Raw genomic sequence first — 21,254 nt, 5'->3', positions numbered from 1 at the left:
AATACGACGCCCCGGCGCATGCGAATGCAGTGCGCCGGGAAGCGGGTTTTACTTCGACAGCGCGGCCTTGACCTGCGCGGAAACAGCCGTCATGTCGGCGCGGCCGGCGAGCTTGCCCTTCAGCACGCCCATCACCTTGCCCATGTCCTGCGGGCCAGCCGCACCCGTTGCCGCGACCGCGGCCTGGACTTCGGCAGCCACTTCGGCGTCCGACAGCTGCGCGGGCATGTATGCGCCCAGCACGGTCAGTTCGGCCTGTTCCTTCGCGACGAGATCGTCGCGGCCGGCGGCTTCGAACTGGCTGATCGAGTCCTTGCGCTGCTTGATCATCTTGTCGATCACCGCGGTAATGCCCGCGTCGTCGAGGGTGACCCGATCGTCGACCTCGCGCTGCTTGATCGCGGCCATCAGCAGGCGAATCGTCGCCAGACGCTCGCTTTCCTTCGCGCGCATCGCGGCCTTCATGTCTTCGCTGATCTGCTCTTTCAAACTCATCTTGCACCCGGGATGGAAACGTGACTTCGACACCCGCGAACGGGCGTCAACACAAAAACCCGCTTGGGACTAAGTCTCAAGCGGGTTGCTCGAATCCGGCATCGGCGACTCGCGGCCCCGGATCGAGGCCGATCGTGCGGAGGTCGCCGGTGCGCCGCTCAGTGAATCGTGCGGCGCTCAATCGTTCAGTACAGCTTCTTCGGCAGCGTCTGGCTGCGGATTCGCTTGTAATGACGCTTCACCGCGGCAGCCTTCTTGCGCTTGCGCTCGGCGGTCGGCTTCTCGTAGAACTCCCGCGCACGAAGCTCGGTCAGCAGACCGTTCTTCTCGATCGTGCGCTTGAAGCGGCGCATGGCGACTTCGAACGGCTCGTTTTCTTTAACGCGAATGATCGTCATGATCCGACACGAATAAAGGTTTGCAGGGAAGATTTACGAGTATAGCAGAGCGCCAAGCAAAGACATAAGGGCCGGGTCCCGTCAATGGCGGGCCCGCGTAGCCGTGTCAGGCGCCCCGCGCAAACTCCGCCGCCGCCTGCCCGGCCGCCGTGCCGGATGCCCACGCCCACTGGAAGTTGTAGCCGCCGAGCCAGCCCGTCACGTCCACCGCCTCGCCGACGAAGAACAGCCCCGGCACCCGCGCGCTCATCATCGTCGCCGACGACAGTTCGCGCGTATCGACGCCGCCCTTCGTCACTTCGGCCTTCTTGTAGCCCTCGGTGCCGTTCGGCGTCAGCGTCCAGCCGGACAGCGCTTCGCCGATCTGGCGCAACGTCTTGTCGGGCAGGTCCGCGAGCCGCGCATCGGCCGCGACACGGTGCGTGTCGAGCCAGACGTGAGCGAGGCGCGACGGCACCCAGTCCGCGAGCAGCGAGCCGATCTGGCGCTTCGACGTGCGCTTCGCGTCGAGCAGGTCGGCCACCGCGTCGCGCTGCGGCAGCAGGTCGATGCGGATCGGATCGCCGGACTGCCAGTAGCTGGAAATCTGCAGGATGCCGGGGCCCGACAGGCCCCGGTGCGTCAGCAGCAGGTCCTCGACGAATTCGCCGCCGCGCTTCTTGTCGCCGGTCGACACGCGCACTTCGAGCGACACCCCGGACAGCGCCGCGAACGGCTCCCAGTCCTGCTGCGCGAAGGTGAGCGGCACGAGCGCCGGCCGAGTATCGACGAGCTTGTGGCCGAACTGCTTCGCGAGCCGGTAGCCGAAGTCGGTCGCACCGATCTTCGGGATCGACAGGCCGCCAGTAGCAACGATCAGCGCGCGTGCGCGGATCGGCCCCGCCTGCTGCGTGTCGAGCGTGAAGCCATCGGCCGACGCGTGGCGCACCGCGTCGACGACCACCGGCCGGCGCCAGGCAATGCCGCCCGCGTCGCATTCGTGCTTCAGCATGTCGATGACCGCGTCGCTGCCGTGATCGCAAAAGAGCTGCCCCTTGTGCTTTTCGTGCCAGGTGACGTGATGGCGCTTGAGCAGCCCGAGGAAGTCGCGCGGCGTGTAGCGTGCAAGCGCCGAGCGCGCGAAATGCGGATTCGACGACAGGTAATTGTCGGGGCCCGCGTAGAGATTCGTGAAGTTGCAGCGGCCGCCGCCCGAGATGCGGATTTTCTCGGCGAGCCGCGGCGCGTGGTCGATCAGCACCACGCGGCGGCCGAGTTGCCCGGCGACCGCGGCGCTCATCATCCCGGCGGCGCCCGCGCCGATCACGGCGATGTCATAAGTTTCCATGGCGCGGATTGTACCTGCCCGGCCGCGCACCCGGGCCGCACCCCAGCGGCGGCAGGCCCTCGCCTGCTATAATTTGCCGTTACGTTTACCTTCCTGCGGCGCGCTCGACGCAGCTCGCCCCGCCTCTACCATGCTCGTTCTCGGCATCGAAAGCTCCTGCGACGAAACCGGCCTCGCGCTCTACGACACGCAGCGCGGCCTGCTCGCGCACGCGCTTCATTCGCAGATCGCGATGCACCGCGAATACGGCGGCGTCGTGCCCGAGCTCGCATCGCGCGACCACATCCGCCGCGCGCTGCCGCTGCTGGAGGAAGTCATGGCGCAAAGCGGCACGCACCGCGAGGACATCGACGCGATCGCATTCACGCAAGGCCCCGGCCTCGCCGGCGCGCTGCTGGTCGGCGCGAGCATCGCGAACGCGCTCGCGCTGGCATGGAACAAGCCGACCGTCGGTATCCATCACCTCGAAGGCCACCTGCTGTCCCCGCTGCTCGTCGACGAGCCGCCGCCGTTTCCGTTCATCGCGCTGCTGGTGTCGGGTGGCCACACGCAGCTGATGCGCGTGACCGATGTCGGCGTGTACGAAACGCTCGGCGAGACGCTCGACGACGCGGCCGGCGAAGCCTTCGACAAAACGGCGAAGCTGATCGGCCTCGGCTACCCGGGCGGCCCGGAAGTGTCGAAGCTCGCGGAAACAGGCACGCCGGGCGCCGTCGTGCTGCCGCGCCCGATGCTCCATTCGGGCGATCTCGACTTCAGCTTCAGTGGCCTGAAGACGGCCGTGCTCACGCAGATGAAGAAGTTCGAGGCGGCAAAACTCGAAGGCGAAGCGCTCGAACGCGCGAAGGCCGATCTCGCGCGCGGCTTCGTCGACGCGGCCGTCGACGTGCTCGTCGCGAAGTCGCTCGCCGCGCTCAAGAAGACGAAGCTCAAGCGCCTCGTCGTCGCGGGCGGCGTCGGCGCGAACCGCCAGTTGCGCGCGGCGCTGTCGGCCGCCGCAGCCAAGCGCGGCTTCGACGTGCACTATCCGGATCTCGCGCTCTGCACCGACAACGGCGCGATGATCGCGCTCGCCGGCGCGTTGCGGCTCGGCCGCTGGCCCGAGCAGGCGAACGCCGACTACGCGTTCACGGTGAAACCGCGCTGGGATCTCGCGTCGCTCGCACGCTGATTCGCACGACGCACCGACACGTTTCGGAATACGCCGGCCAAAACACAAAGGCCGCTCGATCTAGCGGCCTTTTCCGTTTCAGCGGCAAAACGCCGCAGCGGCACAACGTTACGCGGCGTGCCGCTTGTCGCGCTCGATCAGCGCATACGCGCTGTGATTGTGGATCGACTCGAAGTTCTCGGCTTCGAGCACATAGGCGACCACGCGCTCGTCCGCATCGAGACGCTGCGCGACGTCGCGCACCAGATCCTCGACGAACTTCGGGTTTTCGTACGCACGCTCCGTGACGAACTTCTCGTCCGGACGCTTCAGCAAGCCCCACAGCTCGCACGACGCCTCTTCTTCCGCGATGCGGATCAGCGCCTCGACCGGCAGGTCGGCCGCGAGCTCGGCGTCGATCGTCACGTGCGAGCGCTGGTTGTGCGCGCCGTACTGCGAAATCTTCTTCGAGCACGGGCACAGGCTCGTCACCGGCACGAGCACCTTCAGGAACAGGCGCGCTTCGCCGTTGCGGCTTTCGCCCGCGAGCGTCACTTCATAGTCGAGCAGGCTCTGCACGCCCGACACCGGCGCCGTCTTGTTCACGAAGTACGGGAACGTGACCTCGATGCGGCCGGCCTCGGCTTCCAGCTTCTCGAGCATCGACGTGAGCATCGCGCGGAAGCGCTCGACGGTCAGCGGCGCACGATTCTCCTCGAGCAGCGCGACGAAGCGCGACATGTGCGTGCCCTTCTGATCGGCAGGCAGGCGCACGTCGAGATTCCAGACGCCGACGGTCGGCTGCACGTCGCCGCTCTCGGTGCACACCGTCAACGGATGCCGGACCGCCTTCACGCCCACGCGCTGAATCGGAATCTGGCGGGTATCCACCGTGCTCTGCACGTCGGGCATCACGAAGGCGGGATTCATCTGGTTCATCTTGTTCAATCCTTGTAAGCCGCGCGTCCGACGACGCGCACGCCGCGTCATGCGGCAGCCGGAAAAGCAACATGGGCCCGCAGGCCCATGTTTTCCGCATCAATGTAGACCGGTTGCGCCAGTCGCACCGACGCCGCCCGCAGGCGGCGCCAGCTTATGCGACGCGCTTCGCCTGACCGGCGACATCGGCCGCCGGGCTCAGGAAGCGTTCGCGAATCGACTTCGCGATGCCCGCGCCGTCGAGGCCGCATTGCGACAGCAGCTTCGCGGGATCGCCGTGATCGATGAACTGGTCAGGGAGGCCCAATTGTATTACGGGTCGGATAACCCCACTGTCCATCAGGGCTTCGACGCAGGCCGAGCCCGCACCGCCCATCACGCAGCCTTCCTCGACCGTGACGAGGTAGTCGTGCGTCTCGGCGAGTTCACGCACGAGCGCCGCATCGACGGGCTTCACGAAGCGCATGTTCGCGACCGTTGCATCGAGCTCCTCGCCCGCCACGAGCGACGGCGCAACCATCGTGCCGAACGCGAGAATCGCGACGCGCTTGCCTTCCGGCTGCGACGTGCGGCGACGCACTTCGCCCTTGCCGAGCGGGATTTCGGTGAATTCCTTCACCGTCGCCACGCCCGTGCCCGCGCCGCGCGGATAGCGCACCGCGGTCGGGTTCGGCTGCTGAAGCGCCGTGTGCAGCATCTGGCGGCACTCGTTCTCGTCGGACGCTGCCATGATCGTCATGTTCGGAATGCAGCGCATGAACGCGAGATCGTACGCGCCCGCGTGCGTCGCACCGTCCGCGCCGACGAGGCCCGCGCGGTCGATCGCGAATACGACCGGCAGGTTCTGCAGCGCGACGTCGTGGATCAGCTGGTCGTACGCACGCTGCAGGAACGTCGAGTAGATCGCGACGACGGGCTTCAGCCCTTCGGTCGCGAGGCCGCCCGCGAACGTCACCGCGTGCTGCTCGGCGATGCCGACGTCGTAATAGCGATCCTTGAAACGCTTCTCGAACTCGACCATGCCCGAGCCTTCGCGCATCGCGGGCGTGATGCCGACGACGCGCGAATCGCGCTCGGCTTCATCGCACAGCCATTCGCCGAACACCTGCGTGTACGTCTTCTTCGCGGGCGTGGTCGACGGCTTGATGCCTTCTGCCGGATTGAACTTGCCGGGGCCGTGGTAGAGCACGGGATCGGCTTCGGCGAGCTTGTAGCCCTGGCCTTTCTTCGTCACCACGTGCAGGAATTGCGGGCCGCGCAATTCGCGGATGTTCTGCAGCGTCGGGATCAGCGAATCGAGATCGTGACCGTCGATCGGGCCGATGTAGTTGAAGCCGAACTCTTCGAACAACGTGGCCGGCACGACCATGCCCTTCGCGTGCTCCTCGAGCTTGCGCGCGAGTTCGAGCACCGGCGGCGCGACGCTCAGCACGCGCTCGACGCCCGCGCGCGCGGCCGCGTAAAAGCGGCCCGACATCAGGCGGGCGAGATGGCGGTTCAGCGCGCCGACCGGCGGCGAAATCGACATGTCGTTGTCGTTGAGGATCACGAGCAGCTTCGCATCCTCCGACACGCCCGCGTTGTTCATCGCCTCGAACGCCATGCCGGCCGTCATCGCGCCGTCGCCGATCACCGCGATCGAGAAGCGGTCGTCGCCGTTCAGCTGGCTGCCGATCGCCATCCCGAGCGCCGCCGAGATCGAGGTGCTCGAGTGCGCGGTGCCGAACGTGTCGTATTCGGACTCGCTGCGGCGCGGGAAACCCGAGATGCCGTCGTACTGGCGCAGCGAATGCATCTGGTCGCGGCGGCCCGTCAGGATCTTGTGCGGGTAGGTCTGATGACCCACGTCCCAGACGATCCGGTCGTTCGGCGTGTTGAACACGTAGTGCAACGCGATCGTCAGCTCGACCGTCCCGAGGTTGGACGACAGATGGCCGCCCGTCTTCGACACGCTGTCGAGCACGAACGCGCGCAGTTCATCCGCGAGCGGTTGGAGTTGGCGACGATCGAGGCGGCGCAGATCCGCCGGGTCGTCGATGGTTTTCAGCAAGTCGTACATCGTCGTTCCATTGTAGGAAATCAAACGCGCCCGCATTCTATTGCACGCACCGTAGCGTGTGCGCAGCGGCGGGCTTCGCGTCAGCTGACCCGGTTCACCACCAGGTCGGCAAGTTCGGCGAGACGCTGTGCGCGTGCGCCGAACGGTTTCAGCGCATCGTGCGCTTCGGCGCGCAGCTGGGCCGCGAGCTCACGCGATGCGTCGAGGCCGAGGATCGATACGTACGTCGGCTTGTCGTTCGCCGCATCCTTGCCGGCCGTCTTGCCGAGCGTCGCCGAATCGGTCGTGACGTCGAGAATGTCGTCGACGACCTGGAAGGCCAGACCCACGGCACCCGCGTAAACGTCGAGCGCGGCCATCGCCTCCGCCGACGGCGTCTCGCCTGCCAGCGCGCCCATCCGCACGGCGGCACGCAGCAGCGCGCCCGTCTTCATCCGGTGCATCGTCTCGAGCTGTTCGCGCGTCAGCTTCAGGCCGACGCTCGCCAGGTCGATCGCTTGGCCGCCGGCCATGCCGATCGAGCCGCTCGCCAGCGCCAGCTCGCGCACGAGCGCAGCCTGCTGCACCGGAGTCAGTGCCGCGGCGTCGGTCAGCGCGACGAATGCCTGCGACTGCAGCGCATCGCCGACCAGCAGCGCCGTCGGCTCGTCGTACTGCACGTGCACGGTCGGCTTGCCGCGTCGCAGCGCGTCGTCGTCCATGCACGGCATGTCGTCGTGCACGAGCGAGTAAACGTGGATCATCTCCAGCGCCGCCGCCGCTGCGTTGCGCGCCGCTTCGGTCGCGCCGGTCAGTTCGCCTGCTGCATGGCACAGCAGCGGGCGAACGCGTTTGCCACCGCCGAGGACCGCGTAGCGCATCGCTTCGTGAAGTTGCGTGGGCACTACATTATCAGCCGGCAAATAGTGGCCGAGTGCGTCCTCGACACGGTCGAGCACGGACCGCATCCATTGTTCGAATGTCATAGATCGTCGTCTTCGCCGTCCGTGGCGGCCGTTCCGGACGAAAGCGGCTTCAGCGTCGCGCCGTCGAGCACGCGAACCTGCTGCTCCACTTTCTCGAGCTGCTGTTGGCAAAACGCAACGAGGGTCGCACCGCGGCGATACGCCGCCAGTGAATCCTCGAGGCTCAACACGCCGCCTTCCATCCGGGCAACCAGCGTCTCGAGTTCCGCGAGCGCCATCTCATAATTGTCCGGCAACGGTTCGGTGCCATTGCCGGGCGGCGTGGCGCCTGGGGATGCGGTTTTCGCCATGGACGAGGGTGTCAAATTTCAAAACAAGTCGGACATTCTACGGCAAAAGAGAATTCTCCGATCTGCCGACGTGGGCAGCCCGGCACATCTTCCGGCCCCATCTTCGACACACGGGGTGCGCACCCGGATTGCCTGCCGACAAAAAATTGACACAAATCAGGCACTTAATCCTAGCCTTGCGAGGCGAACCGGGTATAATTCCGCGTTTCCCTAAATCGATTTTTCGATGGTTGGGTTGTTCACTGCTTTCACGCTAACACCGGGAGTGGGAATGTCCAATCTGAGCGATGCGCTTCAGTTGAAGTCGGCTCACAGCCAGCTTCCAGTCACTGCATATTTCGATGAGGCGCTCCTTGAGCGCGAGATCGAAACCCTCTTCAAGAAAGGACCTCGTTACGTCGGGCACGAATTGATGGTGCCCGAGGCGGGGGATTATTTTGCGCTGCCGTCCGAGAAGGAAGGCCGCGTGCTGGTCCGCAACCCGGCGAACCAGATCGAACTGCTGTCGAACGTGTGCCGCCACCGGCAGGCGATCATGCTGAACGGGCGCGGCCACACACAGAACATCGTGTGTCCGCTGCACCGCTGGACATACGATCTGGAAGGCCAGCTGCTCGGCGCGCCGCACTTCCCCGACAAGCCGTGCCTGAACCTCGGCAAGAGCCCGCTGCAGAACTGGCAGGGGTTGCTGTTCGAGGCCGAAGGCCGCAACGTCGCGCGCGATCTCGCGAACCTCGGCACGAAGCATCACTTCGACTTCTCCGAGTATCACTTCGATCACGTCGAAGTGCACGAGTGCGACTACAACTGGAAGACGTTCATCGAGGTCTACCTCGAGGATTATCACGTCGTTCCGTTCCACCCGGGCCTCGGCAGCTTCGTGTCGTGCGACGATCTCAAATGGGAGTTCGGCGACTGGTACAGCGTGCAGACGGTCGGCGTGCACAACGCCCTCGCGAAACCGGGCAGCGCGACCTACCAGAAGTGGCACGAGCAGGTGCTCAAGTTCCGCAACGGCGTGCCGCCGGAGTTCGGCGCGATCTGGATGGTCTACTACCCGGGCCTGATGATCGAGTGGTATCCGCACGTGCTCGTCGTGTCGTGGCTGATTCCGCGCGGCCCGCAGAAGACGACCAACATCGTCGAGTTCTATTACCCCGAGGAAATCGCACTGTTCGAGCGCGAGTTCGTCGAGGCCGAGCGCGCCGCCTATATGGAGACGGCCGTCGAGGACGACGAAATCGCGATGCGGATGGACGCAGGCCGCCGCGCACTGATGGCGCGCGGCGAATCGCAGGTCGGTCCGTACCAGAGCCCGATGGAAGACGGCATGCAGCACTTCCACGAGTTCCTGCGCCGCCACCTCGGCGACATCTGACCGCGCGCGGCGCGCCGGCGCCGCATGGCATTCGGCATATGAAAAGACGGGTTTCGGCCCGTCTTTTTTTGTTTAGACTTGGAGTATCAGGCCGTTTGCACTCCAGGGAGCCGTCATGCCACATACCCACTACACCACGCTCATCTCCGCAGCCAATCTCGCCGAGCGGCTGGCCGCGGCGCCGGGCAGCGTCGCCGTGTTCGACTGCCGCTTCGATCTCGTCGATCCGGGCGCGGGCGAAGCCGCCTATGCGACCGGCCATATTCCCGGCGCGCAGTATCTCCATCTCGACCGCGACCTGTCCGGCCGCAAGACCGGCACCAACGGCCGCCATCCGCTGCCGACCCGCGACGCATTCGCGACGCTGATCGCCAGCCGCGGCGTCAAGCAGGGCCAGCAGGTCATCGCCTATGACGCACAGGGTGGCGCCTATGCGGCGCGGCTATGGTGGCTGCTGCGCTGGCTCGGGCACGATTCCGTCGCGGTGCTCGACGGCGGCCTGCAGGCATGGGAAGCGGCCGGCCAGCCGCTGACCGCCGACGTGCCGCACCCGGCCGCCGGCGACTTCCGCGCAACGACCCCGCTCGAATCGACGGTCGATGCGGCGGCCGTGCTCGCGAACGTGACGTCGGCCAAGCGCGTCGTGATCGATGCGCGCGCACCGGATCGCTATCGCGGCGAAAACGAAACGATCGATCGTGTCGGCGGCCACATTCCCGGCGCACGCAACCGGTTCTTCAAGGACAACCTGGCCGCCGACGGCCGCTTCAAGACCGGTCATGAACTGCGCGAGACGTTCACCACGCTGCTCGCCGGCACCGAACCGAACAGCGTGATTCTGCAATGCGGGTCCGGCGTGACCGCATGCCACAACGCGCTCGCGCTCGAAATCGCGGGGTTGCATGGCGCGTCGCTGTATCCGGGCTCGTGGAGCGAATGGAGCGCCGATCCGTCGCGGCCGATCGCGACCGGCCCGAACCCATAAGCACCTGCGTGGCGCGACGACAAGGCGGCGGCATCTGCCGCCGCTTCTTCGTTTACATCACGCCGTACTTGTGGAACCACTCGATCGCGCGCTTCCAGCCGTCCTCGGCATCGCCCTTCACGTAACTCGGCCGATAATCGGCGAAGAACGCGTGACCCGCATCCGGATACACGACGATCTCCGATTGGCGCGCGAGCTTCGAGTCGCTCGTCTGGATCGCCTTGCGCATGTCCGCGAGCGACGCCTGCGTGATGTTCGTGTCCTTCTCGCCGTACAGCCCGAGCACGGGCACCTTCAGCAACGACGCATGATCGACCGGATTGAACGGCGTCATCTCGTCGGTCGCGCCCTCGACGAACCCATACCATGCGACAGCCGCCCGCACGTGCGGATTGTGCTCCGCGTACAGCCACGCCTGGCGGCCGCCCCAGCAGAATCCCGTCACGCCGAGACGCGACAGGTCGCCGCCGTTCTTGCCGGCCCATGCGACGGTCGCATCGAGATCCTCGGTGACCTGCCGGTCGGGCACCTTGCTGATGATGTTGTCGAACAGCTCCTTCATCGTCGGATACTTCGATGCATTGCCTTGGCGCGCGAACAGGTCGGGCGCGATCGCCAGATAGCCGAGCTTCGCGAAGCGACGGCAAACGTCGGCGATATGCGCATGCACGCCGAAAATCTCGTGAATCACGATGACGACCGGCAGGTTCGTCTTGTCGACCGGCTGCGCGCGATACGCGGGGATGCTCGCGTCGCCCGAGCGGATCTCGATGGTGTCGACGTCCAGCCCGCTGCTGTCGGTCGTGATGGTCTGCGCCGACACGGGCAGCACGGCCGCCGCGAAGGTGCCGCCCAGCGCGGCCTGCATGAACTTGCGGCGCGAGAACGGAACGTGGGGAACCAGGCTGTCGACTTCGGGTTTCAACATGAATGCACTCCTCGATTGGGCGCCGCCGTCACGGCCAGGGACTCGCCCCGGCACCACGCCGGCGGACGGCGCGGATGTCGCGGCGGTGGCACCCCGCCGCAAGCGGAAACCCGGACAAGATGCCCAATAATCCGTTGTCGCGTCAACTGTCAGATGTGTAAGACTCGATTACGACGATGCAATGCCGTGGCACCCAACGGTATCGATGACCGCGGCAACCCGGCCCGGCAAGTCCATGCGCGGCACGATGCGGCGAGCGCCGGCGCGCGCGCGAATGTCCGTGGATTGAAACGAAGTGACGCGCAATGAACAGGCCCGGTGCGCGAATCCGCGGTCAGCCGCACCTGAAACGACAACGGGCAGGAATCCCTGCCCGTCGGTGCACGAACCGCGCGGTCAGTGCAGCTTGACGCGCGGCAGCGTCGTGCGGCGCAGCCAGTGCGCAAACGTATCGAGCACCATGCGCGGATAGCCGTGCAGCGCCGCGATGTGCAGACGGTACAACGACATATACATGAAGCGCGCGAACAGCCCTTCGATCAGCATGTTGCCGCCGATCAGCCCGCCCATCAGGTTGCCGACTGCGCTGAAGTGACCGAGCGACACGAGCGAACCGAAATCGCGATACGTGAACTCGGGCAACTGACGTCCGTCGAGCCGGCAGCCGATCGCCTTTAGCAGAAAGCTCGCCTGCTGGTGCGCGGCCTGCGCGCGCGGCGGCACGTTGCGCTCGTTGCCGGGCCATACGCATGCCGCGCAATCGCCGAGTGCGAAGACGTTGTCGTCGGTGAAGGTCTGCAGTGTGCGGCGCACGTCGAGCTGGCCGAGCTTGTTGACCTGGAGGCCATCAAGATTCGACAGCACGGACGGTGCCTTGATGCCGGCCGCCCAGACCGTGAGATCCGCGCGCACCGACTTGCCGCTCGCCGTATGCACGAAACCCGGCGCGACCTCGGTCACGCGCTCGGCCAGCATCAAGCGCACGCCGAGCTTTTCGAGCAGCTCGGCCGTTGCGGTCGAGACGCGCTCCTGCAGCGCAGGCAAAATCCGCGGCCCCGATTCGATCAGCACGATGCCGACGTCGTGCTGCGGGTCGAGCTTGTGCAGCCCATAGACGGACAGCACCTGCGCGGTGTTGCGCAGTTCAGCGGACAGCTCGACGCCCGTCGCGCCGCCGCCGACGATCACCACCTGGATGCGCGGCTCGTCCGCCGCTCCCGGCGCGGGCTGCGCCGGCGCCTGGTGCTCGGCGCGCATGCACGCGGCGATCAGGCGCTTGCGGAAGCGCTCGGCCTCGCCGACCGTATCGAGCGCAATCGCGTTTTCAGCCGCGCCCTGCACGCCGAAGAAATGCGTCGTGCTGCCGATCGCGATCACGAGCGTGTCGTATTCCAGGTCGCGCGCAGGCAGCAGTTCCGCGCCGTCGCTGTCGTTGACGGGCGACAGCGTGATGCGCTTCGCCGCACGATCGAGCGCGGTCAGTTCGCCCTGCTGAAACTCGAAGCCATGCCAGCGTGCCTGGGCTGCGTATTCGAGTTCCTGCGTGAACGGGTCCATGCTGCCGGCCGCGACCTCGTGCAGCAATGGCTTCCAGATGTGGGTCGGATTGCGGTCGACGAGCGTGACGAGCGCACGCGCGGGACGATTGCCGCGCGCGCCGTAACGGTCGCCGAGCCGCGTCGCCAGTTCCAGGCCGCCCGCGCCCCCACCTACGATGATGATCCGATGCATCCGATTCCCCCTTTGCGATTCGAAACTGCTGCCGCCGGACGATGCAGACGCGATGCGTTCGCGCCGCCCGTTGGATTAACCGGTTCGGACATCATCGATGTGCAGTTCGAAACACTTCGACGCGCCGACGCCGGAACGCGGGGTGCGCTGCCCCCGCGACAATGACCTGACTGACATGCATTGTCCGGGAGCTTGCGCGTTGACCACAAGCAAACCATCTCGATATTCAGCATCCCTGCAACAATATGCCGCGGGACACGGGAATCACTCGGGGGTGCGTCAGTGTGCCTCTTCCCAGTTCGCGCCGGCACCCACTTCAGCGACCAGCGGCACCTTCAGCTTCGCCACACCGCACATCATTTCCGGCAGTTTCTCTCGCACGAGCGACAGTTCGTCGTCGGGCACCTCGAGCACCAGTTCGTCGTGCACCTGCATGATCATCCGCGATGCGAGCTGGTCGCGCGTGAGCCAGTCGTCCACCGCGATCATCGACAGCTTGATCAGGTCGGCCGCCGTGCCCTGCATCGGTGCATTGATGGCCGCACGTTCAGCGGCCTGGCGGCGCGGGCCGTTGCCGCCGTTGATCTCCGGCAGCCACAGGCGGCGGCCGAAAACGGTTTCGACGTAGCCCTTTTCCTTCGCTGCCGCGCGCGTGTCCTCCATGTACTGCGCGACGCCCGGATAGCGCGCGAAATAGCGGTCGATATACAGCTTCGCCGCATCGCGCGTAATGCCGAGGTTCGACGCGAGGCCGAACGCGCTCATCCCGTAGATCAGCCCGAAGTTGATCACCTTCGCGATCCGGCGCTGATCGGAGTTGACCTCCAGCGGCGTCACGCCGAACACCTCGGCGGCCGTTGCGCGGTGGATGTCCTCGCCCTGCGAGAACGCACGCAGCAGCGACGCGTCGCCGGAAATGTGCGCCATGATCCGCAATTCGATCTGCGAATAGTCGGCCGACACGATGCGGTGACCCGGCGACGCGATGAACGCTTCGCGGATCCGCCGGCCCTCGGCCGTGCGCACCGGAATGTTCTGAAGATTGGGATCATTCGACGCGAGGCGGCCCGTGACCGCGACGGCCTGCGCATAGTTCGTGTGCACACGGCCCGTTGCGGGATTCACCATGCGCGGCAGCTTGTCGGTGTAGGTCGACTTCAGCTTCGACAGCCCGCGATGCTCGAGCAGCAGCTTCGGCAGCGGGTAATCCTCGGCCAGCTTCTGCAGCACTTCTTCGTCGGTCGACGGAGCGCCGCTCGGCGTCTTCTTCACGACCGGCAACTGCAGCTTCTCGAAGAAGATCTGCCCGATCTGCTTCGGCGAGCCGAGATTGAATTCGCCGCCGGCCAGTTCGTACGCTTGGCCCTCGAGTTCGATGAGCCGCGTCGCGATCTCGCTGCTTTGCGCCTGCAGGCGTGCGTCGTCGATCAGCACGCCGGTGCGCTCCATCTTGCGCAGCACGAGCGACACCGGCATCTCGATCTCGCGATACACGCGCTCGAGGCCCGGTTCGCGCGCAACCTGCGGATACAGCGCGTGATGAAGCTGCAGCGTGATGTCCGCATCTTCGGCGGCGTACGCGGCAGCCTGCTCGAGCGCCACTTCATCGAAGCCGATCTGCTTCGCGCCCTTGCCGGCCACGTCTTCATACTTGATCGTCTTGACGCCCAGATGGCGCAGCGCGAGGCTGTCCATGTCGTGCGTGCGGTGCGATTCGAGCACGTACGATTCGAGCAGCGTGTCGTGCTCGATGCCGTTCAGCGCGATGTCGTAGTTCGCGAGCACCTGCGCGTCGTACTTCAGATGCTGGCCCACCTTCTTGCGGTCGGCCGATTCGAGCCACGGCTTCAGGCGCGCGAGCACGTCGTCGATCGGCAACTGCTCGGGCAGATCGGGGCCGCGGTGCGCGACCGGAAGATACGCGGCCTTGCCCGGCTCGACCGAGAACGACAGGCCGACGAGCCGCGCGGTCATCGGATCGAGCGAGGTGGTCTCCGTATCGAATGCGGTCAGTGCGGCCGCATCGATCTTCGCGAACCATGCGTCGAACTGTTCCCAGGTCTGGATCGTGTCGTATTCGCGGACGATGTCCGCCGCGACCACTTGCGCCGGCTCGCCTTCCGGCGCATCGGCGCCGCCGCCTTCGGCGGGCGCGCTGTCGACTTCGCGCAGCCACGTCTTGAAGCCGTAGCGCGCGAAGATGTCGCGCAGGAGGTCGCGTGCTTCGCCGTCGCTCTTCAGCGACGCTTCGATCGATTCGAGATGCGGTGCGAGATCGCAGGCCGTGTCGACGGTCACGAGCTTGCGGCCGAGCGGCAGGAAATCGAGCGCGCGGCGCAGGTTGTCGCCGACCACGCCCTTGATCTCGCCCGCGTGTTCGATCACGCCGTCGAGGCTGTCGTATTGCGACAGCCATTTCACGGCCGTCTTCGGCCCGCACTTCTCGACGCCGGGCACGTTGTCGACGGTGTCGCCGATCAGCGCGAGGTAGTCGATGATCCGCTCGGGCGGCACGCCGAACTTCTCGATCACGCCGCCGCGATCGAGCGTCTCGTTGGTCATCGTGTTGACGAGCGTGACGTGATCGGTGACGAGCTGCGCGAGGTCCTTGTCGCCGGTCGACACGATCACGTTCATCCCGTGCCGCTCGGCTTCGCGCGCGAGCGTGCCGATCACGTCGTCGGCCTCGACGCCCTCGACCATCAGCAGCGGCCAGCCGAGCGCACGGACCGCGCCGTGAATCGGCTCGACCTGCAGTGCAAGATCGGGCGGCATCGACGGACGGTTTGCCTTATAGTCGGCATAAAGATCGTCGCGGAACGTCTTGCCCTTTGCATCGAACACGCAAGCGCTATACTCTGCACTGACTTCCTTGCGCATACGGCGCAGCATGTTGATGATTCCGTAGAGCGCTCCGGTCGGCTCCCCGCCAGGGCCACGCAAATCAGGCATCGCATGGTAAGCCCGATACAGATAGCTCGAACCGTCAACCAATAGCAGGGTCTTACCTTCCAGATTTCGTTCTTCAGGCATTATGAACAAGAGAAAAGTGATTCCGAGTCTGCGTTCGCTCGCAGATCAAGAACGCGCGACGGCCAAGAAGGCGCGCGCATCGTGGCAGATGTTCACGATTATGGCAGAGTTTATCGAGGCGACCGAGTACCTGTCGGAGATCCGCCCGGCCGTCAGCATCTACGGTTCTGCCCGTCTCAAACCGGACACGCCGCACTACAAGCTGGCCGTGCAGATCGCACGCAAGCTGTCCGACGCCGGCTTCGCGGTGATCTCCGGCGGCGGCCCCGGCATCATGGAAGCCGCGAACAAGGGCGCGCACGCCGGCAAGGCGCCGTCGGTCGGCCTGAACATCGAGTTGCCGCACGAGCAGGCGGGCAACCACTATCAAGACATCTCCCTGCGCTTCCGCCACTTCTTCACGCGCAAGGTCACGTTCGTGAAGAACTCCGACGCGGTGATCGTGATGCCGGGCGGCTTCGGCACGCTCGACGAGTTGTCCGAGGTGCTCACGCTGATCCAGACGAAGAAGTCGCGCCTCGTGCCGATCATTCTCGTGGGTAGCACGTTCTGGCAGGGGCTGCTGCAGTGGTTCCGCGACCAACTGATTCCAATGGGCCTCATCAATCCGGAAGACATGAATCTGATGCAGGTGATCGACGATCCCGACCAGGTGCTCGACGCCGTGCTCGCGTTCTACGAGGACAGCGGCGAGGAAGAAGGTGCGGACGGCGAAGACCATCCGCCGCGGCCCGAAGAAGACCGCATGTTCTATCTGTAATTCGATCGGTGCGATGGCCTGCCTCACGGCCGGCATCCCGTCTCCCGCGCGGCAGGCATGGCAATTCCGCCACCTGCCGCGCGTCATTTTGTAACGCCGTGTTAATCCCGCCGTGCAGCCGGGCGCCGCCGAATGTCAAATCCGGGCAGCCTGCATCGCGCAATGCGATCGACGCTTCCCATGCCCGGCCCGCCATTGTCAAATCGTGCAGCCCGTCATCGATCCGGCAAGCGTGCCTGACGTCAATCCACCGTAACAAACCCGTCTCGCCTTTTTCGCGCCGCGCCTGCACACTGCATCTCGTCGGCGTGGCGTCCCCCCGGTGGAACGATCCCCCTCGCGTCCATCGCGTCGCGCCGGCCTTTGACAACGACATCACGGAAAACAACATGAAACGCTCACTGATCGCCCTCGCCTTCGCCGGCCTCGGTCTTTCGCTGTCCGGCCTCGCCCATGCCGTCAACGTCGACGTCAACATCGGCACGCCCGCGCCGGTCGTCGTCGCGCCCGCGCCGGTCGTGGTCGCACCGGCGCCTGCGGTCGTGATCGGCTGGCACGGCGATCGCTACTGGGACGGCCGCCGCTACTGGGAGCGTCGTGAGTGGGAAGATCATGAGCGCCATCGCGGTCACGGCGGCTACCATTGCCCGCCGGGACACGCGAAGAAGGGCGAGTGCTGAGCGTCTAGGTGCGGGGTCGATCGGGCCCGCGCACTGCAGGACAAAAAACAAGGCCGCACGTGAACGAAAGTTCGCGTGCGGCCTTTGTCGTTACGCCCGCGGCTTGCGCGGCGTTCACCTCACTGAAACGCCACTTCCGCAAAGCTCCGCAGCTTGCGGCTATGAAGCTTGTCGAGCCCGTTCGTGCGCAGAATCTCCATCGCCTTCACGCCGATCTGCAGATGCTGGTCGACCTGGCCGCGATAGAACGTGTCGGCCATGCCCGGCAGCTTCAGCTCGCCGTGCAGCGGCTTGTCCGATACGCACAGCAGCGTGCCGTACGGCACGCGGAAACGGAAACCGTTGGCGGCGATCGTCGCGCTTTCCATGTCGAGCGCGATCGCGCGGCTCTGCGACAGCCGCTGCACGGGCTCGCGGTGATCGCGCAGTTCCCAGTTGCGGTTGTCGACGCTCGCGACCGTGCCCGTGCGCATCACGCGCTTCAGTTCGGCTCCCTCGAGACGCGTGACCTCGGCCACGCCGCGCTCGAGCGCGAGCTGCACTTCGGCGAGCGCCGGGATCGGCACCCACAGCGGCAGGTCCGCATCCAGCACGTGATCCTCGCGCACGTAACCGTGCGCGAGCACGTAGTCGCCGAGGCGCTGCGTGTTGCGCAGGCCCGCGCAGTGGCCGAGCATCACCCAGGCATGCGGACGCAGCACCGCGATGTGATCGGTGATCGTCTTTGCGTTCGACGGACCGACACCGATGTTGACCATCGTGATCCCGCTGCCGTCCGCGCGCTTCAGGTGATACGCGGGCATCTGCGGCAGCCGCGGCGGCGCGGCGCCCTCGGCCGGCTCGCTGCCGAGGTTCGCGTTGTACGTGATGACGTCGCCCGGCTCGACGAACGAACTGTACTGGCTGCGGTACGCGCGCACGTCCGGATCGGTGCTTTCCGTCATCATCGCGCGGCCGAGCTTCACGAACTCGTCGATGTAGAACTGATAGTTCGTGTAGAGCACGTAATTCTGGAAGTGCGTGGGCGACGTCGCCGTGTAGTGACGCAGCCGGTGCAGCGAAAAGTCGACGCGCGCGGCGGTGAACAGCGCGAGCGGATGCGGCTCGCCGGGTGCCGGCTCGAACGTGCCGTTGACGATGCGGTCGTCGAGGTACGACAGGTCGGGTGTGTCGAAGATGTCGCGCATCGCGAGCAGGCGGTCGCGATCGAGCTCGCCTTCGAGGTGGATGCCTTCGGGAAACGCGAAGTGAACCGGAATCGGCTGCGACGACACGCCGATCTCGATCTTCACATGGTGGTTCTTCGACAGCAGGCGCAGTTGCTCGCGATAGTAGTTCGCGAACAGGTCGGGACGCGTGACGGTCGTCTCGAACACGCCGGGGCCCGCGACGAAACCGTACGAACGGCGCGAATCGACGTGCGTGTTGACGTCGGTGCGAATCCGCACGAACGGATAGCACGCGCGCACGTGCTCGGTGATCGATTCATGGCGGCGATAACGCGCGAAGGCGTCGCGCAGGAAGCCCGTATTGGTGTCGTAGATGGCCGACAGCCGCGCGACGGCGGCAACGGAATCGTCGAATGCTTCGACGGGCGGGCTCTCGGGCGTCAGCACCCGATGCCGGCGGCTCAAATCGTTCTTCATTTTCATCACCTCGTCTGATCGAACGACATTACCACGGAACCCGGTCACGCTCATGGCCGCCCGCTTGCACGCCGCTTGCACGCGAGGGCCGGGCCGCGCGCAGTATTTGCTAAAATCGGAAGGTTCACTGGAGACTCATCATGAAGCCGCTCATTCTCGTCGCCGCTGCCGCCGTGCTCGCTGGCACGTTTGCCGCCGCCTACGCCGCCGGCGGCACGCCCGACGCCGACGCGCAGGCCCGGGCCGAGGCCAACGAAGCCGCCGGCCTGCCCGATCTCCGCAAGATCAACCGGCCGGGCGCCGAAGTCACGTCGAAAGTCGACTTCGCCGACATTCGCCGCACGCCGAGCTTCCATGAAAAGAGCAAGAACGGCACCGAGGTCACCGAGTATCGCGATCGCGGCAAGCCGGTCGAGATCGACGTGAAGTCGAACTTCGGCACGCGCTACCAGATGAGTTCGACGCTCGACACGTCGCCGAAACCGCACGACGCGGGCGTCCCGATCACGCGCCTGCCGTCGGTGAACCTCCGCTACTGATTCCCCCCGCGCCGCGTCGGTCCCGACGCGGCGCGCCGGCTTTCCCTTCACCTCCTGTCGCGCCGCACGCCGCGCGCGTGCCGACAACTGACCAGACGCATCTCGCATGGCCGTTTTCACCGCTGTTTCCGACTCCGATCTCGCGCAATGGATGCGCCACTACGAACTGGGCGACGTGCTGGCGTTCCGCGGCATTCCGTCCGGCATCGAAAACAGCAACTTCTTCCTGACGACGACGCGCGGCGAATTCGTCCTGACGATCTTCGAAAAGCTGACGGCCGAACAGTTGCCGTTCTACCTCGATCTGATGCGCCATCTGGCCAGCCACGGCGTGCCGGTGCCGGATCCGGTCCCGCGCGACGACGGCGCGCTGTTCGGCGAACTGCACGGCAAGCCGGCCGCGATCGTCACGAAGCTCGATGGCGCCGCCGAGCTCGCACCGGGGGTCGAACACTGCATCGAGGTCGGGCAGATGCTCGCGCGCCTGCACCTCGCGGGGCGCGACTATGCGCGCCACCAGCCGAACCTGCGCAGCCTGCCGTGGTGGCAGGAAAACGTGCCGGCGATCGTCCCGTTCATTTCCGACGCGCAGCGCACGCTGCTCGAGGACGAACTCGCGCATCAGGCCGCGTTCTTCTCGTCGGACGACTACGCGGCGCTGCCGAGCGGCCCGTGCCACTGCGACCTGTTCCGCGACAACGTGCTGTTCGCGCACGCGGCGCCCGGCACCGGTCATGACGTCCGGCTCGGCGGCTTCTTCGATTTCTATTTCGCGGGCTGCGACAAATGGCTGTTCGACGTCGCGGTGACCGTCAACGACTGGTGCGTCGACCTCACGACGGGCGTGCTCGACGTCGCGCGCGCGGATGCGCTGCTGCGCGCGTACCAGACGGTCCGGCCGTTCACGGCCGAGGAGCGCCGCCATTGGAGCGACATGCTGCGCGCGGGCGCGTACCGCTTCTGGGTGTCGCGCCTGTACGATTTCTACCTGCCGCGCGCGGCTGAAATGCTCAAACCGCACGACCCCGGTCATTTCGAACGCATCCTGCGTGAGCGTATCGCCCACACGCCCGCGCTTCCCGAGACCCATACCGCATGCAACTGATCGAAGTGCCCGCGAAAGCGGGCTATGTCTGGTTCCGTCAAGGCATCTGGCTGTTCCGCCGGAACCCGCTCGCGTTCATCACGCTGTTTTTCACGTACCTGCTGGCGATCACGCTGGTGTCGATGGTGCCGGTCATCGGCGCGGCGCTGCCGCTGCTGTTCATCCCCGGCATCGCCGTCGGCTTCATGGCCGCGTGCCGCGACACGGTGGCCGGCAAGCCGGTGATGCCGACGATCCTCATCGACGGCTTCCGCTCGTACGGCACCGTGACGACGCAGCGGCTGCTCGTACTCGGCGTGGTCTACGTCGCGCTGATGGTGCTCGTGTTCGCCGCGTCGTCCGTCGTGGACGGCGGCGGGCTGCTCACCATGATGCTGGGCGCGACGAGCGAAACGAGTCCGACGCCGGAAGCGCTTGCCGCGCAAGGCACGCTCGGCGCGCTGCTGCTGGCGACGCTGCTCTACGCGCCGGTCGCGATGCTGTTCTGGTTCGCGCCGGTGCTCACCGCATGGCACGACATCCCGCCCGCCAAGGCGCTGTTCTTCAGCATCGTCAGTTGCTGGCGCAATCGCGGCGCATTCGTGGTGTACGGGCTGCTGTGGTTCGGCGTCGCGCTCGGCACGTCGTTCGGCCTGTCGCTGCTGCTGCAGGCGCTCGGCGCTGGCGCCTACGTGCTGACGATCATGATGCCGGTGACGATCATCATCGTCACGATGATGTACTGCTCGTTCTACGCGACCTATCGCGGCTGCTTCGGCGTGCAGGAACCGGGAGCCGCGACGCCCGCGTCGGGCCGTTGAGTCCGGCCGCTGAGTCGGGCCACTGACGCAGACTCGGCCGGCGCAC

At 65.9% G+C, this 21,254-nt stretch carries 19 protein-coding genes; 8 read left to right on the top strand and 11 right to left on the bottom strand.

Annotation, left to right across the window (positions count from 1 at the left end; genetic code table 11):
• Nucleotides 1–48: 48 nt before the first annotated feature.
• The 3 genes from WS45_RS11450 to WS45_RS11440 all read right to left on the bottom strand — a co-directional run bounded on the left by WS45_RS11450 (nucleotide 49) and on the right by WS45_RS11440 (nucleotide 2,220).
• Nucleotides 49–495, bottom strand: coding sequence for a GatB/YqeY domain-containing protein (locus WS45_RS11450; RefSeq protein ID WP_059524656.1), 447 nt, complete (start codon nucleotides 493–495; stop codon nucleotides 49–51).
• Between the two features lie 185 nt (nucleotides 496–680).
• Nucleotides 681–893, bottom strand: coding sequence for a 30S ribosomal protein S21 (gene rpsU, locus WS45_RS11445; RefSeq protein WP_006479415.1), 213 nt, complete (start codon nucleotides 891–893; stop codon nucleotides 681–683).
• A gap of 106 nt (nucleotides 894–999) precedes the next feature.
• Nucleotides 1,000–2,220 (bottom strand): NAD(P)/FAD-dependent oxidoreductase, encoded by a 1,221-nt coding sequence (locus WS45_RS11440; RefSeq protein ID WP_059689630.1) that lies wholly within the window; start codon nucleotides 2,218–2,220, stop codon nucleotides 1,000–1,002.
• Between the two features lie 130 nt (nucleotides 2,221–2,350).
• Between WS45_RS11440 and tsaD the strand changes: the two genes are divergently transcribed.
• Nucleotides 2,351–3,391 carry a tRNA (adenosine(37)-N6)-threonylcarbamoyltransferase complex transferase subunit TsaD gene (gene tsaD / locus WS45_RS11435; protein ID WP_059531475.1) on the top strand — a complete coding sequence of 347 codons (1,041 nt, stop codon included), beginning with the start codon at nucleotides 2,351–2,353 and terminating at the stop codon, nucleotides 3,389–3,391.
• 108 nt (nucleotides 3,392–3,499) lie between these two features.
• Here tsaD and folE2 read toward each other — a convergent pair whose 3' ends face one another.
• The 4 genes from folE2 to WS45_RS11415 form a co-directional block, all read right to left on the bottom strand.
• The gene (gene folE2, locus WS45_RS11430; protein ID WP_059700566.1) at nucleotides 3,500–4,309 is read right to left on the bottom strand and encodes a GTP cyclohydrolase FolE2; all 810 of its coding nucleotides are present in this window, start codon (nucleotides 4,307–4,309) and stop codon (nucleotides 3,500–3,502) included.
• 154 nt (nucleotides 4,310–4,463) lie between these two features.
• Nucleotides 4,464–6,368, bottom strand: coding sequence for a 1-deoxy-D-xylulose-5-phosphate synthase (dxs, locus tag WS45_RS11425; protein WP_059531480.1), 1,905 nt, complete (start codon nucleotides 6,366–6,368; stop codon nucleotides 4,464–4,466).
• Nucleotides 6,369–6,448: 80 nt separating this feature from the next.
• Nucleotides 6,449–7,333: a polyprenyl synthetase family protein gene (locus tag WS45_RS11420; protein ID WP_059531483.1), complete on the bottom strand. Its 885-nt coding sequence runs from the start codon at nucleotides 7,331–7,333 to the stop codon at nucleotides 6,449–6,451.
• On the bottom strand, nucleotides 7,330–7,623 hold the full coding sequence (locus tag WS45_RS11415; protein WP_059699885.1) for an exodeoxyribonuclease VII small subunit: 294 nt from the start codon (nucleotides 7,621–7,623) through the stop codon (nucleotides 7,330–7,332). The genes WS45_RS11420 and WS45_RS11415 overlap by 4 nt, the downstream gene beginning before the upstream one ends.
• 271 nt (nucleotides 7,624–7,894) lie before the next feature.
• Here WS45_RS11415 and WS45_RS11410 point away from each other — a divergent pair, with 271 nt between their 5' ends.
• Together WS45_RS11410 and WS45_RS11405 are read left to right on the top strand one after the other, a co-directional pair.
• Nucleotides 7,895–9,001 (top strand): aromatic ring-hydroxylating oxygenase subunit alpha, encoded by a 1,107-nt coding sequence (locus tag WS45_RS11410; RefSeq protein WP_059689628.1) that lies wholly within the window; start codon nucleotides 7,895–7,897, stop codon nucleotides 8,999–9,001.
• A 115-nt stretch (nucleotides 9,002–9,116) separates the two neighbouring features.
• Nucleotides 9,117–9,986: a sulfurtransferase gene (locus WS45_RS11405; protein ID WP_059531487.1), complete on the top strand. Its 870-nt coding sequence runs from the start codon at nucleotides 9,117–9,119 to the stop codon at nucleotides 9,984–9,986.
• Nucleotides 9,987–10,038: 52 nt separating this feature from the next.
• On the opposite strand, the gene WS45_RS11400 is transcribed toward WS45_RS11405, so the two are convergent.
• From WS45_RS11400 to polA, 3 genes are all read right to left on the bottom strand, one after another.
• Nucleotides 10,039–10,914: a dienelactone hydrolase family protein gene (locus tag WS45_RS11400; protein ID WP_059699882.1), complete on the bottom strand. Its 876-nt coding sequence runs from the start codon at nucleotides 10,912–10,914 to the stop codon at nucleotides 10,039–10,041.
• A 396-nt stretch (nucleotides 10,915–11,310) separates the two neighbouring features.
• Nucleotides 11,311–12,645, bottom strand: a complete 1,335-nt coding sequence (locus WS45_RS11395; RefSeq protein WP_059531493.1) for an NAD(P)/FAD-dependent oxidoreductase — start codon at nucleotides 12,643–12,645, stop codon at nucleotides 11,311–11,313.
• Between the two features lie 279 nt (nucleotides 12,646–12,924).
• Nucleotides 12,925–15,678 (bottom strand): DNA polymerase I, encoded by a 2,754-nt coding sequence (polA, locus tag WS45_RS11390; protein ID WP_059699880.1) that lies wholly within the window; start codon nucleotides 15,676–15,678, stop codon nucleotides 12,925–12,927.
• A 1-nt stretch (nucleotide 15,679) separates the two neighbouring features.
• On the opposite strand from polA, the gene WS45_RS11385 reads away from it, so the two are divergent.
• Together WS45_RS11385 and WS45_RS11380 are read left to right on the top strand one after the other, a co-directional pair.
• Entirely contained in the window at nucleotides 15,680–16,438 is a 759-nt protein-coding gene (locus WS45_RS11385) for a TIGR00730 family Rossman fold protein (RefSeq protein WP_059531499.1), read from the top strand.
• Between the two features lie 389 nt (nucleotides 16,439–16,827).
• On the top strand, nucleotides 16,828–17,118 hold the full coding sequence (locus WS45_RS11380; protein ID WP_059531502.1) for a hypothetical protein: 291 nt from the start codon (nucleotides 16,828–16,830) through the stop codon (nucleotides 17,116–17,118).
• Between the two features lie 119 nt (nucleotides 17,119–17,237).
• Here the strand turns inward: WS45_RS11380 and WS45_RS11375 are convergent, their stop codons facing one another.
• Complete coding sequence (locus WS45_RS11375) at nucleotides 17,238–18,764, bottom strand: AMP nucleosidase (RefSeq protein ID WP_059690185.1); 1,527 nt, start codon at nucleotides 18,762–18,764, stop codon at nucleotides 17,238–17,240.
• 140 nt (nucleotides 18,765–18,904) lie between these two features.
• On the opposite strand from WS45_RS11375, the gene WS45_RS11370 reads away from it, so the two are divergent.
• The 3 genes from WS45_RS11370 to WS45_RS11360 all read left to right on the top strand — a co-directional run bounded on the left by WS45_RS11370 (nucleotide 18,905) and on the right by WS45_RS11360 (nucleotide 21,208).
• Entirely contained in the window at nucleotides 18,905–19,303 is a 399-nt protein-coding gene (locus WS45_RS11370) for a hypothetical protein (RefSeq protein ID WP_059699878.1), read from the top strand.
• A gap of 106 nt (nucleotides 19,304–19,409) precedes the next feature.
• Nucleotides 19,410–20,408: a homoserine kinase gene (locus WS45_RS11365; RefSeq protein ID WP_059699876.1), complete on the top strand. Its 999-nt coding sequence runs from the start codon at nucleotides 19,410–19,412 to the stop codon at nucleotides 20,406–20,408.
• Nucleotides 20,399–21,208, top strand: coding sequence for a BPSS1780 family membrane protein (locus WS45_RS11360; protein WP_059531507.1), 810 nt, complete (start codon nucleotides 20,399–20,401; stop codon nucleotides 21,206–21,208). Before WS45_RS11365 ends, WS45_RS11360 begins: the two co-directional genes overlap by 10 nt.
• Nucleotides 21,209–21,254: the final 46 nt, after the last annotated feature.

The organism is Burkholderia sp. RF2-non_BP3 (assembly GCF_001522185.1).
GTDB lineage: Bacteria > Pseudomonadota > Gammaproteobacteria > Burkholderiales > Burkholderiaceae > Burkholderia > Burkholderia diffusa.
Note: the sequence above shows the minus strand (reverse complement) of the source record. Positions and strands in the feature narration are given on the sequence as shown.

Bases quoted from the DNA above. Each gene is read 5' to 3' on its own strand.
- rpsU (WP_006479415.1), bottom strand. From the start codon at position 893: ATGACGATCATTCGCGTTAAAGAAAACGAGCCGTTCGAAGTCGCCATG.
- WS45_RS11380 (WP_059531502.1), top strand. From the start codon at position 16,828: ATGAAACGCTCACTGATCGCCCTCGCCTTCGCCGGCCTCGGTCTTTCG.
- WS45_RS11450 (WP_059524656.1), bottom strand. From the start codon at position 495: ATGAGTTTGAAAGAGCAGATCAGCGAAGACATGAAGGCCGCGATGCGC.
- folE2 (WP_059700566.1), bottom strand. From the start codon at position 4,309: ATGAACCAGATGAATCCCGCCTTCGTGATGCCCGACGTGCAGAGCACG.
- dxs (WP_059531480.1), bottom strand. From the start codon at position 6,368: ATGTACGACTTGCTGAAAACCATCGACGACCCGGCGGATCTGCGCCGC.
- WS45_RS11405 (WP_059531487.1), top strand. From the start codon at position 9,117: ATGCCACATACCCACTACACCACGCTCATCTCCGCAGCCAATCTCGCC.
- WS45_RS11400 (WP_059699882.1), bottom strand. From the start codon at position 10,914: ATGTTGAAACCCGAAGTCGACAGCCTGGTTCCCCACGTTCCGTTCTCG.
- WS45_RS11415 (WP_059699885.1), bottom strand. From the start codon at position 7,623: ATGGCGAAAACCGCATCCCCAGGCGCCACGCCGCCCGGCAATGGCACC.
- polA (WP_059699880.1), bottom strand. From the start codon at position 15,678: ATGCCTGAAGAACGAAATCTGGAAGGTAAGACCCTGCTATTGGTTGAC.
- WS45_RS11395 (WP_059531493.1), bottom strand. From the start codon at position 12,645: ATGCATCGGATCATCATCGTAGGTGGGGGCGCGGGCGGCCTGGAACTG.
- WS45_RS11440 (WP_059689630.1), bottom strand. From the start codon at position 2,220: ATGGAAACTTATGACATCGCCGTGATCGGCGCGGGCGCCGCCGGGATG.
- WS45_RS11385 (WP_059531499.1), top strand. From the start codon at position 15,680: ATGAACAAGAGAAAAGTGATTCCGAGTCTGCGTTCGCTCGCAGATCAA.
- WS45_RS11365 (WP_059699876.1), top strand. From the start codon at position 19,410: ATGGCCGTTTTCACCGCTGTTTCCGACTCCGATCTCGCGCAATGGATG.
- WS45_RS11370 (WP_059699878.1), top strand. From the start codon at position 18,905: ATGAAGCCGCTCATTCTCGTCGCCGCTGCCGCCGTGCTCGCTGGCACG.
- WS45_RS11360 (WP_059531507.1), top strand. From the start codon at position 20,399: ATGCAACTGATCGAAGTGCCCGCGAAAGCGGGCTATGTCTGGTTCCGT.
- WS45_RS11410 (WP_059689628.1), top strand. From the start codon at position 7,895: ATGTCCAATCTGAGCGATGCGCTTCAGTTGAAGTCGGCTCACAGCCAG.
- WS45_RS11420 (WP_059531483.1), bottom strand. From the start codon at position 7,333: ATGACATTCGAACAATGGATGCGGTCCGTGCTCGACCGTGTCGAGGAC.
- tsaD (WP_059531475.1), top strand. From the start codon at position 2,351: ATGCTCGTTCTCGGCATCGAAAGCTCCTGCGACGAAACCGGCCTCGCG.
- WS45_RS11375 (WP_059690185.1), bottom strand. From the start codon at position 18,764: ATGAAGAACGATTTGAGCCGCCGGCATCGGGTGCTGACGCCCGAGAGC.